General features: G+C 67.4%; 13 protein-coding genes and 1 pseudogene. 5 read left to right on the top strand and 9 right to left on the bottom strand.

Annotated features, from left to right (window positions below):
* Positions 1–74: 74 nt before the first annotated feature.
* A pseudogene (locus MLP_RS29145) lies at positions 75–434 on the top strand (AAA family ATPase); the annotation flags it as partial.
* A gap of 189 nt (positions 435–623) precedes the next feature.
* A complete protein-coding gene (locus tag MLP_RS29140) occupies positions 624–1,340 on the top strand; it encodes an ATP-binding protein (protein ID WP_231851513.1) in 717 nt (238 codons plus the stop codon).
* 23 nt (positions 1,341–1,363) lie between these two features.
* Here the strand turns inward: MLP_RS29140 and MLP_RS25645 are convergent, their stop codons facing one another.
* The 5 genes from MLP_RS25645 to MLP_RS25625 are packed head-to-tail and all read right to left on the bottom strand — an operon-like array spanning position 1,364 to position 9,252.
* Complete coding sequence (locus MLP_RS25645) at positions 1,364–2,167, bottom strand: anti-sigma factor family protein (RefSeq protein WP_013866147.1); 804 nt, start codon at positions 2,165–2,167, stop codon at positions 1,364–1,366.
* A 35-nt stretch (positions 2,168–2,202) separates the two neighbouring features.
* Positions 2,203–2,679 carry a hypothetical protein gene (locus tag MLP_RS25640; protein WP_013866146.1) on the bottom strand — a complete coding sequence of 159 codons (477 nt, stop codon included), beginning with the start codon at positions 2,677–2,679 and terminating at the stop codon, positions 2,203–2,205.
* Positions 2,679–3,317: an RNA polymerase sigma factor SigM gene (sigM, locus tag MLP_RS25635; protein ID WP_013866145.1), complete on the bottom strand. Its 639-nt coding sequence runs from the start codon at positions 3,315–3,317 to the stop codon at positions 2,679–2,681. The genes MLP_RS25640 and sigM overlap by 1 nt, the downstream gene beginning before the upstream one ends.
* A complete protein-coding gene (gene murJ, locus MLP_RS26925; RefSeq protein ID WP_013866144.1) occupies positions 3,318–7,097 on the bottom strand; it encodes a murein biosynthesis integral membrane protein MurJ in 3,780 nt (1,259 codons plus the stop codon). It lies immediately after the preceding gene.
* A complete protein-coding gene (locus tag MLP_RS25625; protein WP_013866143.1) occupies positions 7,090–9,252 on the bottom strand; it encodes a DUF6049 family protein in 2,163 nt (720 codons plus the stop codon). Before MLP_RS25625 ends, murJ begins: the two co-directional genes overlap by 8 nt.
* Before the next feature lie 165 nt (positions 9,253–9,417).
* Here MLP_RS25625 and MLP_RS25620 point away from each other — a divergent pair, with 165 nt between their 5' ends.
* On the top strand, positions 9,418–10,899 hold the full coding sequence (locus tag MLP_RS25620) for a CCA tRNA nucleotidyltransferase (RefSeq protein WP_013866142.1): 1,482 nt from the start codon (positions 9,418–9,420) through the stop codon (positions 10,897–10,899).
* Positions 10,900–11,055: 156 nt separating this feature from the next.
* On the opposite strand, the gene MLP_RS25615 is transcribed toward MLP_RS25620, so the two are convergent.
* A complete protein-coding gene (locus tag MLP_RS25615; protein WP_013866141.1) occupies positions 11,056–12,378 on the bottom strand; it encodes an MFS transporter in 1,323 nt (440 codons plus the stop codon).
* A 283-nt stretch (positions 12,379–12,661) separates the two neighbouring features.
* Between MLP_RS25615 and MLP_RS25610 the strand changes: the two genes are divergently transcribed.
* Both MLP_RS25610 and MLP_RS25605 read left to right on the top strand, forming a co-directional pair.
* On the top strand, positions 12,662–13,087 hold the full coding sequence (locus MLP_RS25610) for a hypothetical protein (protein ID WP_013866140.1): 426 nt from the start codon (positions 12,662–12,664) through the stop codon (positions 13,085–13,087).
* A 1-nt stretch (position 13,088) separates the two neighbouring features.
* Positions 13,089–13,514: an MmcQ/YjbR family DNA-binding protein gene (locus MLP_RS25605; protein ID WP_013866139.1), complete on the top strand. Its 426-nt coding sequence runs from the start codon at positions 13,089–13,091 to the stop codon at positions 13,512–13,514.
* Positions 13,515–13,532: 18 nt separating this feature from the next.
* Here the strand turns inward: MLP_RS25605 and MLP_RS25600 are convergent, their stop codons facing one another.
* The 3 genes from MLP_RS25600 to MLP_RS25590 form a co-directional block, all read right to left on the bottom strand.
* Complete coding sequence (locus tag MLP_RS25600) at positions 13,533–14,339, bottom strand: ABC transporter ATP-binding protein (protein ID WP_156821306.1); 807 nt, start codon at positions 14,337–14,339, stop codon at positions 13,533–13,535.
* Positions 14,314–15,189: an ABC transporter permease gene (locus MLP_RS25595; RefSeq protein ID WP_013866137.1), complete on the bottom strand. Its 876-nt coding sequence runs from the start codon at positions 15,187–15,189 to the stop codon at positions 14,314–14,316. The genes MLP_RS25600 and MLP_RS25595 overlap by 26 nt, the downstream gene beginning before the upstream one ends.
* 158 nt (positions 15,190–15,347) lie before the next feature.
* Positions 15,348–16,148, bottom strand: a complete 801-nt coding sequence (locus MLP_RS25590; RefSeq protein ID WP_013866136.1) for a deoxyribonuclease IV — start codon at positions 16,146–16,148, stop codon at positions 15,348–15,350.
* Between the last annotated feature and the right edge of the window lie 26 nt (positions 16,149–16,174).

The raw sequence follows: 16,174 nt of genomic DNA, 5'->3' as shown, positions 1-16,174 counted from the left end.
AGATCGGAAGTTCAAGGGTTGGCAGTTCGGCAACTCAAGCCTCGGCAGTTCGGCAACTCGACTATGGTTGACTAATGGAAACTAGCGGTGACCTGGTCGAACGCAGGATTTTTCCGGTCGCGATCGACCGCTGCGCGGAGAGCCCCGTCGTCTTGCTCGAGGGCCCGCGCACGGTTGGCAAGTCCACTCTCCTGATGGCTCTGGCCGGGCGACTCGGCGGCGACGTCCTCGATCTTGATGATGTCGACATGCGCACCGCAGTGCGCCGGGATCCCGCGGCGATGGTCGACGGTCCTGGCCCAGTGCTCATCGATGAGTACCAGCATGCGCCGATCGTGCTGGATGCCATCAAGGCACGGCTGAATCGGTCGAGCCGACCTGGGCAGTTCGTACTGACCGGGTCGGCTCGTCACGAGTCGCTGCCGCGGGCGGCGCAAGCACTTACCGGTCGGCTGCAGCGTCTCCCGGTTCTACCGCTGTCTCAGGTCGAGCTCGAGCACTCAGAAAGTGATCTCCTCCTCGGCCTACTGAACGGACCCGCTGAAGCGATTGTCGCCCCGGCATCGACGAGCACCAGGCAGGACTACGTCGACCGGGTAGCGCGCGGAGGGTTTCCTCTCGCCTTGGCAGCGCACGATGCGTCCGCACGCTCACGGTGGATCGATGAATGGGTCCGGCTCACCCTCGAACGTGACGTCGAAGAACTTTCTCGTGTACGGCAGGCGCACCTGCTGCCGCTCGTGCTCGAACGACTCGCTGGACAGACCGCGCAGGTGCTGAATGGTGCCCAGCTTGCGGGCGATCTCGGGATCAACGAGAGGACGGCGCGAGACTACATACGTCTCCTCGAGGCGGTCTTCCTGGTCCGGATGCTGCCGTCGTGGGATCGCACACTGACGAAGAGGACCACGGCGAGGCCGAAGGCGCACCTGATCGATTCTGGTGTTGCCGCCAGGCTGCTGCGACTGACCTCGGACAAGCTGGCGAGTAAGGATCCCGCCGTCCTCACTCAATTCGGCCATCTGCTGGAGAGCTTTGTTGTCGGGGAAGTCCTCGCACAGGCCAGTTGGACTGACGGGATCTCGTCCGCGGGTCACTGGCGAACTCGAGACGGCGTTGAAGTCGACCTGGTGATCGAGACAGATGACGGCCGTGTGGTCGCGTTCGAGATCAAAGCGGCCAGCCGAGCCAGCGGAAGTGACTTTCCGGGTCTGCGATCTCTACGTGACCATCTCGGCGATGCCTTCATTGCCGGCGTCGTGCTTTATACCGGTGCGCGCAGCTATACCTACGAAGACCGCCTCCACGTCATGCCGATCGACCGCCTCTGGCAAGCGTGACTGCCTTTGCGGCGTAGCGCGGGCTATTCGGTGAGGCGGACCGGAGCACCTGCCGTGGGGGTGTCCTCGGCGCAGCCGTGCAGCAGCCTCGCGTACGTGATCCCGCCGGCGCGGGTGTAAACGAGGTAGGTCTCTTCGCCCTCGGTGTAGACGGGGGTGATCCCGGTGATCCGGCCGTCGATCACCTGTCGGGCACAGCGCCAGGCGGCAGAGAACAGATGGGGATCCAGATCGCGGTTCTCGGCCAGCTCGGATGCCTGTGACGCCAGGGCATCCGGTTGGACCTGGACCGGTGAGATCGCCGAAGGCTCGTTCATCCCGGCCGACGCGCTGATCACATAGCCGCTGAACCCGACCACCGATGCCGCCGCGGCAGCGACCAGCATGATCTTGAGAAAGCCGGTCTGCTTCACATAGGAAGCGGTGGCCGGCGCCTTCAGCGGGGTGGGCTGCCGCAACGGCACTATGTTGTCGGTTGCTGGGTTGTCAGCTACGGCGTTGTCGGTTGCCGGCGAAGGGGAGACAGCGACGTCGGACTCCTCGGCCAGCACCCGGTCCAACCGTGCCGCCACGGTCACCGGCAGGTCAGCTGACGGTCCGTACCTCAGCTCCAGCGACCCCAAGGCAGAGCTCATCAGGTCGAGATCGGCCTGCACTTGCGCGAACTCGGCCTGACACCTGGCACAGTCGGCCAGGTGAGCCTCGACTCCGGCGGCGATGACCGGGTCTGTCGGTGGCTCTCCCACCGCCAGGTCGGCCAGCTCGTCCAACCCGAGATGCCCACCGACGGTATCCGCGGCGGGTTGGCTGGCGAGCTGATCGGGCATCGAATGTTCTTCGTCGGGAGGAAACGGCGGCGTGGTCATTCGACCAGCCCTCGGGTCTGCAGCAGTTCGAGCGTACGACGCGACCGCTTGTCCAAGGCCGCGTCCGGTGCCTGGCTCAGTATCCACGTGAACAGGGTCGCGGTTCCGCGCCGCAGCTGGGCGGTCGGCACGGTCAGCCACCTCAGCTCACCCAGACGTTCGACCTGGAGCCGGTACGACGGGCCGCTCGGCGTGATGATCTCCTTGACCGCTCGCACCTGCGGTCCCTCGACCCGTTCGTACGAGCGCCAGTGCCGGGTGGTGAGGACCGGCCCCTCGGTAAGCAGGTACGCCCGGGTGCGCAACCAGACCACCAGGCAATAGCCCGCCCAGCAGAGCAACAGCAGAAGGGAAGCCGACCACCAGCCGACCGCCTGGCCGCGGATGAGGATGCCGAGCAGCACGACCAGCGCGACCGTCGCGAAGACCACCGGGGTGCGCCAGTTGTAGGACAGCGGAAGCGGCTGGGCCATCAGGTCTCTCCCTCCCTGCCGATCAGCGCTCCCCGTTCTCGAAGCAGCCGAGCCAGCCGTACCCGACCTCGAGCACAGCGGCTCTTCACCGTGCCGACCGGTACGCCGAGGATGTCCGCAGCCTCCTGGACCGAGTATCCCTCGACATCGACCACGACCAGTGCGTTCCGCTGATCATCGTTCAACTCCGCCAGTGCCTCGATCAGGTCCCGCTGCACCTCGCGCTGCTCGACAGGGCTCTGCTCGGCCGGCTCGGCCAGCTCCGCCGTACGCTCCGGGTCGTCCGGCAGCGGCTGTTCGCGCTGCCGTCGCTGCAACTGGCGGAGCCGGTCGAGGCAGGCGTTCACCACGATCCGATGCAGCCAGGTCGAGACCTGTGCCTCGCCGCGGAACCCGGCAGCCCGTCGGAACGCGGCCACGTACGCGTCCTGCAACGCGTCGGCGGCGTCGTGCGGGTTGCGCATCATCCGCAAGGCCACGGCCCAGAGCCGGTCTTGATGACGGTGGACCAGCGTGGCGAAGGCGTTCGGATCGCCGGCGACGTGGGCGGCGAGCAGTGCGGCATCCGGGTTGGTGGTCGTCGGGGCACCGTCAAAGGTCGCCAGAGCACTGGTGACTCCGGTGGCACCGGCCCGCAACTACACCACCTCGACCTCGTAGATCCCGCCCCGGTAGCCGCCACCCTCCTTCGGCAAGGAGGTCAGATAGACAAGGACGAACCGGGTGGTCTCCGGAGCCTTGAGCTTGATCGACGCGGAACTGCCCGCTTTGGCCTGGGAACCCACCGTACGCCACTGACTGTCCGACTTCATCGGAGGTTTCGTGACTGTCGCTGGATCGGTCTTCGGCACCCGGATCTGCACATTGGTGCCCTTGCCGGACAGCCTCAGGTTCACCTGGCTCACCGGCACCGGCTTGCCCAGATCGACGATCAGGCCGACTCCCCGCTTCAGCCCCCCGAGCTTCGGGGTGCCGAGATAGCGCACCGTGGTCCAGCGGGTCTTCGGGTCGCCGTCGATCGCGAGCTTGGCGTCACCGTTGTTCTCGTCGTTGGGCGGGTCGCCCTGCGGGTCGAACGCCCGGGCGCCGGTGATCTGGAGCGGGCCGGAGCTCGCGGGCGGGTTCGGCTGGCTGGCTGAGGGCGACTGATCCGACGGAGCGGCACCCTGACGCTGGTTGAGGACGACGGCCGAGGTGATCCCGGTGGCCAGCAGCAGCAGACCCATGGCCGCGATCAGTGCCATCCAGCGCCGCGGCTGAGCCGGACCCGGCTTGGTCGGCTTGCGCAGCGGTCGCGACGGTGGTGGTGGCGTGGGCTGACGGATCAGCGTCACCCGCACCGAGTCCTCCTGCTGCGACGGGCTGGTCGCCGACCGTGGGATCGGTGAGGTGACGGAGCCGGCCGAACGGGCATGCGCGGGAATGGTGATCGGCGGGGTCGAGGTGACCTTGGGGATCGGCTGACGGAGCCGACGCTCCAGATCCGCTGATGCGTCGGCCGTGCCCAGCACCTTCGTCAGCGCGTTCACCACATCGTTGGCGGTGATGAGCCGCTCGGCCCGATGCCGCGGCGGGTCGCCCAGGATCTGGTCGCAGACCACATCCAGAGTGGGTGACACCCCGGCGCGGACCTGCCGCGGGCTCATCAGGTGCCGGCCGGCGACCGGGGCGCCGGGCAGGCTGAATGCCGGGCCGCCGGGCCAACGGGAGACCAGGCAGGCATACAGCAACCGGCCGAGGTCCAGGACGTCGAGATGCTCGGACGACAGGTCGGCGGCCCGGGGCAGCGCGTTCCCGGGGGCCGGCCGCAGCGCGGCCTCGATCAGCAGACCGCTGATCTTGACGTGTCCGTCGGGGGTGAGGATCACGGTGTCCGGGTTGATCCGCTGGTGATAGAGCCCGAGCCCGTGCACGCCGGACAAGGCGTCGGCGACCTCGCGTACCACCCAGGCCGCTTCCAGACCCGACAGCGGGCCGTGGCTGAGCAGCACCTCCAGCGAGCGGCCGACGGCATACTCGCAGACCACGTACGAGCCCTGCTCCGGATCGTCGCTGTAGATCGCGTCCAGCACGCGCAAGAACCTGGAGTCGACCGCCAGCGCCGCCTGCCGCGCGGTCTCCAGGATCTCTGGAGCCTGGGGATCGAGCGGGGCGAGCAGATGCACCACGACCGAGCGGGACAAGACCAGATCGAAGGCTCGCCAGGTCACGGTGCGCGAGGACTCGGCGAGCAGTTCCTCCATCCGATAGCGGTAGCCCAGCACCGTGCCGGCGCTGGTGGTGATCCGCGGCAGCGTGCTCGGGGAGGCGTCCGGGGTCAGGCTGTCCCCAGTGGCTCCCGGTTCCGGGCCGACCAGCGGGTCGGCAGAGTCGGCGTCCCCAGCATCGTGGTGCTGTGAGCCCGTCGTGGAGATGCCGCCGAGCACGTCGGTGGGACCGGGCGCCGAGGGTGGGGCCGACGCCGGCCCCGGCATCGTGCTCGCGCCGGCAAAGGTGACCATGGGATCCACGTTCTCGATCGGGCCGGCCATCGGTGTGGGGTCGGCAGATGCCCTGATGCTAGGCGAGCCCGCCTGGCGGATGAGGGTCGAATCGCCGACGTCATCCTGATCGGGCGAGTTCGCTCGCACCGCAGTCGCCACAGTTCTCTTCCCCTCTGTCCCACTGGACCCTGCCGACCCAACAGCCTCTTCCGTTGCACCGGCCGTCGGGTCATCCGTAGCCGATACGCCCGGACCACCGGGTTTGGCTGCGTTTCCTCCCTGCCTATTACGACGACGTACGGCGCCGACGATGTCGGTGACCTCACGGATTCTCAGGATTCGGGCGGCGACGACGTACAGACCGATCGCGAGCAGACCGGCGATCGCCAGGGTGGCGGCGCGCAGCAGCTGGCTGTCGGCGGCGACGAAGCGGACGACCAGCCAGGCGGCCAGTCCCGCCGGGATGCTGGCCAGGCCGGTCCGGACGACGAGTGCCAGGATCGGCCGCAGCGACAGCGCGGGCAGCGAGCTGCGGAGCTTCCGGAACGAGAGCAGGACACCGATCACGTACGCCAGCGAGTAGCCCAGGGCCAATGCGGCGGCGACCAGCGGATTGGAGTCCAGGTAGATCACCAGGCCGACGCCGATCACCACATTGGCGGTGGCGATGACGACCTGGATGGCGAACGGGGTCTTGGTGTTCTCCAGCGCATAGAAGGCCCGCAGGCACACGTACTGCAAGGTGAACGGCACCAGTCCGATGCCGAGCGCCATTAGGGCATACCCGGTGTATTGCCAGTCGGCGGCACCCTTGCCGAAACCGAACACCAGTTGCGCGATCGGCAGGCCGAGCACCACGAAGGCCACCGAGGTAGGGACCAGCACCGACAACGCGAGGCGCATCGTCCGGGTGGTCTCCTCGGCGACTCCCTTCAGATCGCCGGCAGCCGCCAGCCGAGAGGCACTGGGCAGCATCGCGGTCGCCAGCGAGACGGTGATCAGCGAGTGCGGCAGGATCCAGATCGCGTACGCATACCCGTACGCGGCCAGCCCGCCGCCACCGCCGTGGATCGTGGCCCCGGTGGCGACCTTGTTGATCACGACCAAGGCGAGTTGGGTGACCAGCACATAGCCGAGCACCCACTTGGCCAGCCGGACGGTATGGCCCAGTCCGGTGCCCTTGAAGTCGAACCGCGGCTGGAAGTGGAATCCGACGGCCCGCAGATACGGCACCAGGATTGCCGCCTGCGCCGCGACGCCGACAGTCGAACCGATCCCGAGCAGGGCCTCCTGGCCGGGCGTGAATGCGGCCGCGGTGTCGCTCTGGCCGAAGACGATCCAGAACAACAGCAGCACCGCGATCGAGACCACGTTGTTGGCGATCGGCGCCCACATCATCGGGCCGAACTTGTCCCGGGAGTTCAGCACCTGCCCCGCCAGCACGAACGCGCCGTAGAAGAACACCTGTGGCATGCAGTAGTACGCCAACGCGACCATCGACTGGTACTGCGCCGCGACGACCGGGTCCTTCCAATCACCGGCGGAATAGAGCGAGATGATCCAGGGCGAGGCCAGCGTCAGGGCCAGCGTGATGATGAACAACCCGATCAGACCGAGTGTCATGATCCGGTTGGTGTAGGCCTCGCCCCGATCGGAGTCGGACTTGACCGCCCGGACGATCTGCGGCACCAGCACGGTGTTGAGGATGCCGCCGGCCAACAGGATGTACATGCTGTTCGGCACGGTGTTGGCCAGGGTGAACATGTCGGCCTGCCGGGTGCCGTTGCCGAACAGGAAGACCAGCAGCACGAACCGGCCGAAGCCCATCATCCGGGAGACCGCTGTCCCGGCGGCCATGATCGCTCCGGAGGAGATCAGCCGATGTCGGGCCTGCCGGTCGCTGGGACGGGTCTCGACCGCTTCGGCCTCAGACATCGAGGGTGTCCTTCGTGGTCTCGTCGGGGTGGCTGGACGGGTCCTGGTGGCTGGGCGGGCGGGAGACGTGGATCGGCTCCGGCTCGCTCTCGGTCGCCGCGCGCTCCTTGTTGACCTGCCGGATCCGGAGCACGGTGGTGCCGATCAGGACGATGCCGGCCGCGATCGCGATCAGCCACCCGGTGGTGCCGGCCTGGGTGGCGCGCACTTCGATGGCCGTGGTCTGGCCGACCTGCTCGCCGCCGACGGTCTCGAGCCCGACGCGGACCTGGACGGTGCCGTTGGTCTGAGCGTCGACCTGAGCGATCGCCGTCTCGGCTTGGCCGGCTTCGACCGGTGGGATCTCCAGAGGCGCCACCGTGAGGCGCTGACTGGCCGCGGAGACGAACACCACGCGCACCCGAATGGCGTTGTCGTTCGGATCGTTGCCGACCGGCAGCAGGTTGCGAACAGTGATCGGGAAGGTGCCGGAACGACCCGTGGTCGAGACCTTGGCGGGCGCGGTGATCGAGACCTGACGACGCAGCAGGTCGGACAGCTGATCGGCGACGGCGGAGGTGTAGCGCTGGGCGGCTTTGGGCGCGTCCCGCCAACTCAGACTGACACTGCGGAGCACGGCGGTCGCCGCCTCGTTCCTGGCGGCTGCGGGTTCGACCAGGAGATCGGCGTACGTCTCGAACTGGCTCTCGAGCTGTTGGGTGGCCACCAGTTGGGTGACCGGGAGTTCGGCGCTGCGGGCGGAGTCGGTGTAGCGGTACTCGCCGGACCACGACACGGGCTTCCCGGCCAGCAGTTGGCTGAGAGTGGCGGCGGCGAACCAGTCGGCCTTGAGCGCGTTGTCGCTGCCGGCGGTCTGGCTCGGCTCGGTGATCAGCCGGACCCGACCCGGTGGGGAGCCCGCCGATGCCGATTTGGCGGCGATCCAGGTGTCGGACAGCATCCGCTGCTGGACCTTCGCCGGGGTGTTCCGAGGCGCCGGCCCAGGCCCGCCGCCCGAGGCGGCCGCGGTGTAGCGGACCAGCGTCGAGCGGTTGGGTCCACGCAGGACCGGAGACTCGGTCGCGTCGGGCAGCGTCGTGTCGGACAGCAGGATGGCCGCGGGCTCGAACCCCGCTGCGGCCTCGACGATCTGCTGGTCGGCGGCGCCGTCCCCGGGCAGCACCACCAGCGGCAGGCTGTCGGTGGCCTCCACCTGTGCCCCGGTCTGGACGGCCTCGGCGAGCAGATCGGATCGGCCGTTGTGGACGAGGGCAGCGATGTCAGGGTTGCCGTACGGCAGCCGATAGCCGTCACCCGTCCGGATCAGGGAGGCGAGCCGGCTCAGCCAGGCCTGTGCCGCGGCGGCGCCGCTACCGTCACGGAGGGTGCCGTCGGGTTCCTGGATGCGGTAGCCGCCGGCGACGGTCTGCGCTTCTTCGACCAGGGCCGGGTCCACGGCGAAGCTGGTGCCGCGCGCTCCCGCAGCCTCGAGCATGCGGGTCAGGCGGCCATCGGAGCCGAGCTCGTCGGCGAGGTGGTCGTCGGAGAGGACGCCGGTGCGCAGCAGGCTGGGCCGGCTGGTCAAGATCACGACCGAGACCTGACGGACCTTCTCCTTCGGCGATTTCGCCACCACCGGCAGGAACACCCGGCCACGGCCGAGCGTGATGTCCTGCCCGTACGGCTCGGTGCGACCGCGCAGATGCACCCCGACGAGGTAGACGCCGTCGATGTCGGGCAGTTCCAGCTGCGCCAAGGTGGCCGAGATGGTGAAGGTGGTGGATTTCCCGGGTTTCAGGGTCCGGTTGTTCTCCGAGGGGATGTTGACATAGATCGAGCCGTCCTGGGCCCGGGCGCCGAGGGGATCGTTGGCGGCGGAGGCGAGCGCCCGGTTCATGCCCTCGGCGCTGGTGATCGGGTCCAGTGAGCGCCAGTAGGCGATCTGCAGGTTGGACAGCTCGATGTCGGAGGTGTTGGTGATCCGTCCCGAGATGGTGACCTTCTGCTTGCGGTCGGTGGGGTCCGGCAGCGCGGGACGGAGTGCGTCGATGCTGATCCTGGCCCAGGACTCGGGCTCTTCGGCGTGGGCAGTCGGGGTGGTCTGGACGGCGAGCAGCAACGGCAGAGCGAGCAGTGTGGTGGCCAGGGTCGCCAGCAGCGCCCTCAACACCCTCACCTGCAACGCCTCGTCACCAGGAGGATTGTAGTGAGCGTGCAGCAGAATCGCTGGTATGCCGGGTTCCTCGGTGGCCTCGGGCGGCGAGCTGGCACGTGACCTTCGCCGCATTTCGACGCGCGGCTGGGGTCGCGCGGTTCGTGGTAACCACTAGGATCGACCCTCGTGTCTGGAGCCGAGCGGTTGAGCCGCAGCCAGGCGACCGCGCTGGCCGAGTTGCTGCGGGTCGCCCCGGTCGCCGACCGGTTGGGCGAGGTGTTCAGCGACGCGGGATTCCGGCTCTATCTGGTCGGCGGCAGCGTACGCGATGCGCTCCGCGGTGAGCTGGGGCACGATCTGGACTTCACCACCGATGCCCGACCCGACGACATCGAGCGGCTGCTGCGTACGGTGACGCCGACCGTGTGGACCATCGGCAAGGAGTTCGGCACGGTCGGCGGCCGGGTGGACGAGTCGCCCGGGCGTGCTGAGGCAGCTGGTGGGGAACTGGTGAGCTGGCTGATCGAGATCACCACTTTTCGCTCCGATGCCTACGCCAGTGACAGCCGCAAGCCGCTGGTGCAGTTCGGCGATACCTTGGAAGGCGACCTGGTCCGGCGCGATTTCACCGTGAACGCGATGGCGGTCGAGCTGCCCGGCAAGCGGTTCGTGGATCCCTACGGCGGCCTGGTGCACCTGGCGGAGGGCTGGCTGGACACGCCGGGCACACCGGAGCAGTCGTTCTCCGATGATCCGCTGCGGATGATGCGAGCGGCGCGGTTCACCTCGCAGCTGATGTTCCGGCCGGCGCCGCGAGTGATCCAGGCGATGACCGCGATGGCGGATCGGATCGAGATCGTGTCGGCCGAACGGGTCCGTGACGAGCTGTCCAAGCTGTTGCTGACGGCGCGGCCACGCCCCGGCCTCGGTCTGCTCGTGGCCACCGGACTGGCTGATCGAGTGCTGCCCGAGCTGCCGGCGCTGCGGCTGGAGCGCGACGAACACCATCGGCACAAGGACGTCTACGAGCACAGCCTCACCGTGCTGGAGCAGGCGATCGACCTGGAGGAGCGGCTGCCGGACCAGCCCGACCTGGTGATGCGTCTGGCGGCGCTGCTGCACGACATCGGCAAGCCGGCGACCCGGCGGTTCGAGCCGGGCGGCAAGGTGTCGTTCCACCACCACGATGTGGTCGGGGCGAAGCTGGCCAAGAAGCGGCTCAAGGCGCTGCGGTTCAGCGCCGGCGAGGTCGATGCGGTGGCCAAGCTGATCGAGCTGCACCTGCGTTTCCACGGGTACGGCGGAGGTCAGTGGACCGATGCGGCCGTCCGCCGGTATGTCCGTGATGCCGGCGACCAGCTGGCGCGGCTGCACGTGCTGACCAGGGCCGACTGCACAACCCGCAACGAGCGCAAGGCGGCCCGGCTGCGGCGTACCTATGACGAGCTGGAGTTGCGGATCGAGGCACTGGCCGAGCAGGAGGAGCTGAGCGCGCTCCGGCCGGATCTGGACGGCACCCAGATCATGGCCATCCTGGGCATCGGCCCTGGTCGTGAGGTCGGCGAGGCCTATCGCTTCCTGCTGGAGAAGCGGATCGAGGAGGGTCCCTTGGGCCCCGAGCGCGCCGAAGCCGAGCTCCGTTCCTGGTGGGCCTCCCGGGAGCCGTGAGCTCCGGCTCCCGGGCCCCGCGAGCCAGCCGTTTCGATAATCTGCCACACAGTTACATCGGGTACGCGTGACTGAGCGTAGAAGAGCGCTCAGTGAGGCAGATTCTCGAAAACGAGATCCGTACTAATCCTGCCGGGGTGCGTCTCGGCCGTCTGGTCAGGCATTTTGACCACGCAGGGATTCGGTGCCCTCGTCCATGGACAGGTTCCGGGTGATCAGGCCGAACCACAGCCCTAGCAGGGCGTACGCGACCGCGAGCCCGAGGATGATCGGCACCGATACGCCGTTCGCGGGCAGGATCGCGGCACCGATTCCGGCGGCCACCACGAGAGCGACGTTGAAGATCATGTCGTAGAGGACGAAGACGCGGCCCTTGAACTCGTCATCGACGTGCGCCTGGACCAGCGTGTCGACGCACAGTTTGATGCTCTGTGCGGTGATGCCGAGCAGGAAGCCGGCCAGCAGCAGTGGCAGCTGCCGGAAGATTGCGCCCGGCAACACCTGGAACACCGCGGACGTCAGGAACCCGACGACGACCAGTCGGCGTACCCCGAGGCGGACGCTCAAGGGTGGCGTCACGGCCGCCGCCGCCACGAATCCGGCCGCGGTCACGACCGCCAGGATGCCCAGATCGGCCAGTGCGGCGTTCACGTCATCGACCGCATTCAGGTAGTTGCGAAAGACCAGGATCATCGCCACCGTGACGACGCCGTACACGATCCGATGGGCACCGATCGCGATCAGACCCAGCCCGGCAGCCCGCCGTTCCCGCAGATGCCGGAGTGCCTCGACCAGACCATGCACGATCTCCCGGGCGAGTGCGGGGTCGGGCTGGTCCGGTCCGAGCGCCCGCCGCGGGATCCGCAGCGCCAGCCCCATGCTGATCAGCCAACCGAGCGCGGCAATACAGAACAGCACGGCGTTCGCGCGGTAGTCCGGCATCTGATTCCCCAGCACCACCCGCAGCGTGGTGCCCAACCCGACGCCGACCACGGTGCCGAGCGGTCCGATGGTCGGCATCACGGAGTTGGCGACCATGTACTCGCCCGGCTCGATCGTGTGCGGCAGCGCCGCCGACAAGGCAGCCAACAAGAACCGGTTCAGACTCATCGCCAGCAGCACACCACCGTAGAAGACCGCATCCGACCAACCGGTACGGATGCCGGATCCGACCAGGACCGCCAATCCGACGGCCAACACGGCGCGGGCGAGATCCAGCACCACTAGGATCTGCCGCCGTGACCAGCGGTCCAAGACCACGCTGACGAACGGACCGAGGATGGAGAACGGCAGCAAGGTGATCGCCAGCACGGCGGCGACCGAAGCGGCATCGGGCTGCCGCTGTGGGGAGAACAGCACGAAGGATGCCAGGGCGACCTGGAGTACGCCGTCAGCGGTCTGGGTTGCGACCCGGACCGACAGCAACCGCCGGAACAGCGAATGCCGGACCAGCTGCCGGAGGCTACGGACGAACTCCACCTGTTGAGGTTAGGAGATCGCCAGGAAGTTCGAGGACTTCCGGCATGCGCCTGGACAAAGACGTTCATGGCGCGCTCCAGGTGGGTCTCGAAGCGATCCTCATCGACTGGTGCGCTGTGGTTGTTTCGCGTCAAACGAAGCAACCACGACGCACCAGTGAGTGACCACTCACTTGGTCTTGGTGTGCGGACTCGTCCGATGGAGCATGCGTACGGTCTCGCGGCGTCCCGGCACTAGCCTCACACCGAGGGCGGCAGTATCGTCGCGCCATGGGTGGTTCGCGATGACAGCTGAGAAGCCGGAGTCCAAGCCGGTCGAGTCCACGCGTGCCGAGGAGGCGAAGATCCGACTCCAACTCGCGGCCAGCTCGGGACGCGGGGAGTCGGTCAAGGCCCAGGAGCTGATCGACGAGTTCCTCAAGGATGCCGCCGCAGCCGGGATCGCTCCCGAGCCACTGCGTGCCACGCTCTATTCAGGCCAGCCGGTGAAGACCGACAAACGGGGCTGGTATTTGCGCAAGAACAAGTCGGTCGCCATCGGCGAGGACGGTGGCTACTACATCCTGACCGTGCCCGGTGGCTTCATGGAGCGGATCCGTGGGGTCAAGCTGTTCCGCTCACCGCCGCCATTGGTCGTCGGCCTCGGCGGACGCGACGGTGAGACCGGCGACCTGGTCGATTTCCTCGCCCGGCGCCTCGCAGAGGGTTGAGTTGTCGACCTTCGAGGATGTGGCGCGGCTGGCCCGGGCGCTGCCGGAGACCGAGGAGACGACGTCCTGGGGCAATCTGACCTGGGCCGTGCGCAGCGGCGGCAAGGCCAAGCCCAAGGGCTTCGTCTGGGAGCGGCCGCTGAGCAAGAAGGATCAGGCGTTCCTGACCGCCGAGGGTGCCGAGGTGCCTCCCAACGAAGTGATCCTCGGGGTCCGGGTGGACGGGCTGGCGGAGAAGGAGGCAGTCCTTGCCGCGAATCCCGACTTCATGTTCACCACGCCGCACTTCAACGGCTACCCAGCGGTGCTCGTACGCCTGGACCGGGTGGACGAGGCGCGGCTCCGGGAGGTCGTCACAGACGCCTGGCTGGCCGTGGCACCGAAGAAGTTGGCCGATCAGTTCCTCGCCGGGGAGACCGACAGCTGAGTCCCGGACAGCTGAGCCTCAGACGTCGTCGTCGGCAGCGGAGGAGCCCTTCTTCACCTTGGTGAACTTCTTGTACTCCTCGACGACGTCCTCGGGTGACCCCTGCATCATCATCCGGCCCTTGTCCAGCCAGATGGCGTCGGTGCACATCTCCTTGATGCTGTTCAACCCATGACTGACCAGGAACATCGCTCGAGCAGAGCTGCGCAGTTCGGCCATCTTGTCGGTGGCTTTGGCTCGGAAGCGGGCATCGCCGGTCGACAGCGCCTCGTCCACCATCAAGATGTCCGGCTTCATATGGACAGCTACCGAGAAGGCGACCCGCGCGGACATGCCGGAGGAGTAGGTCTGCATCGGCATGTCGATGAAGTCGCCGATCTCGGTCCATTCCGCCACCTGGTCGGCGCGTTCCTCCACTTCCTTGCGGGACAGTCCGGCGGCGAGCCCGCCGAGGATGATGTTCTCCCGGCCCGACAGGCTCTTGTTGAAACCGACCCCCAGGGCGAGCAGTGTGCTGGCTTTGCCCCACACCTCGACGGATCCCTCGGTCGGTGGCAGGATCCCGGCGACCGCGCGCATCAGTGTGGACTTGCCGGCACCGTTGGCGCCGATGATGCCCATCGACGTACCTTCCGGCACGGTCAGGGTGAGGTCGGTCAGCGCCTTGACCTCTCGTACGGCTCGCTGACCACGGCCGAAGCGGACCAGTGCGGTACGCAGCGTCGGCCTGCGTTCGAACGAGGTGCGGTAGGTGATCGACAGGTTCTTGATCCTGACCGCCAACCCGGTCTGTTGCTCGTCAAGTGAGGCGGACAGCGAACTCACGCTCCCTCGAGATGAAGAACAAGAAGCCCACCAGCACGGCTCCGATTGCCCACGCGGCGGCGGCCAACCACATCCACAGCGGCGGTATGGCTTCGTCCTGCAGCAGGTTGGCGTAACCGGTGAGCATCGGATACATCGGGTTGAGCTGGACGATGAACTGCATCGCGGGGCCCATCCGGCTCAACATTTCCGGCAGCCACAGCACCGGCGACAGATACATCCACAGCCGCAGGACGTACGGCAGGAAGTTCGAGGTGTCCCGGAAGTAGACCTGGCAGGTGGCGAACAGCGCCGCCAAGCCCATGCTGAAGACCACCATGGTGCCCAGGAAGTAGAGGGAGACGATCATCCGCGGATGCCAGGTCAGCTGGAAGATGACGTGGAAGATCAGATAGACCGGAATGGTGGGCAGGAACCGCCAGAACGCCGTACGTACCGCTGACAAGGGGATCAACAGGCGCGGGAAGGCCGTGTTGATCAACAGCCGACCCGATCCGGTGACCGAGGTCGCGCCGGTGGAAGCCGCCGACTGCATCATCGTGAAGGCGAAGAGCGCCAGCGTCAGGTGGGTGAACAGCAACGGATCGTGCCGCTGCCGGATGATGGTGACCAGCAGGTAGTAGACGCCCGCCAGCAACAACGGATTGAGGATCAGCCACAACTGGCCGAAGGCGGTGTTGATATGGGCACCGCGCAGTGTTGCCTTGCTCATCTCCGAGGCGAACTCGCGTCGAGCCCACAGCTCTCGGAAGTACGGCACCAGTGGTGGCAGGCCGGCCCGATGTGGTCCGTAGCGGTGATAGACCGGCTCGAACTCGTCCTCGGAATCCACCCGTGTGGCCGCCGTCATGTCACCTCTTCCTCACCGGCATGGGTCGACCGGGGTCTGCTGCTGCGTTGAGTGTCGCCCGTGATCGGCAACGCGGTACGCCGACTGAGCGCACCATAGTCTGCCATGGGCGATCGATCGGGCGTATCAACTGGCCGAGAGCTGGCGGGCTCGAGATGTCAGCCCAGGTGACGGCGTAGCCAGCTGATGTCGGCTGCCTGACCCGCTAGCCCGCCCGGGGTCTCGACCACCACTGGAGCGCCGGCGGCGCTGATCACCGCCAGCAGGGCGTCGGGGTCGATCTCGCCGTCCTCGAGATTGGCGTGCCGGTCGGCGCCGGAGTCGAAGCCGTCCCGGGAGTTGTTGCAGTGGACCAGGTCGATCCGACCGGTGATCTCCAGAACTCGTGCGACCGCCTCGGCCAGCACGATCCCGCCCGCGTGCGCGTGACAGGTGTCGAGGCAGAAGCCCACGGTGTCGCCGCCGGTGGCCGAGGTGACGGCGTCCCAGAGCCGCTCGATCCGCTCCATCCGCCGAGCCATCGCCTGATCGCCACCGGCGGTGTTCTCGATCAGCAGCGGCACCGGCATCTCCAGGCTCTCGATGCATTTGCGCCAGTTGTCGAAGCCCTTGGCCGGGTCGTCGTTCTTGAGCACGTGGCCGCCGTGCACGATCACTCCGGCGGCACCGATCTCGGCCGCGGCGTTCAGATACTGCTGGAGGAACTTGCGGCTGGGAATCCGGATCCGGTTGTTCGTGGTGGCGACGTTGAGCACGTACGGCGCATGCACATAGAGCGCGATGTCGGCCTCGGCGGCTGCCTGCTTGAGTGCCTCGGCGCCGCCCGGGTACGCGATTTCGGGCCCCTTCCAGCCTTGCGGATCGCCGAGGAAGAACTGGGCCAGGTCCGCGCCGCGGGCCTTCGCCTCGGCGATCGGATCCTCCTGCTCGCCGTGGCCGCCGATCCGGATGTCACTCATGGCCCCGACCCTAGTAGCTGTTGTGC

The sequence above is a fragment of the Microlunatus phosphovorus NM-1 genome, assembly GCF_000270245.1.
Taxonomy (GTDB): Bacteria; Actinomycetota; Actinomycetes; order Propionibacteriales; family Propionibacteriaceae; genus Microlunatus; species Microlunatus phosphovorus.
This window is presented reverse-complemented; position numbering and strand designations above follow the sequence as displayed.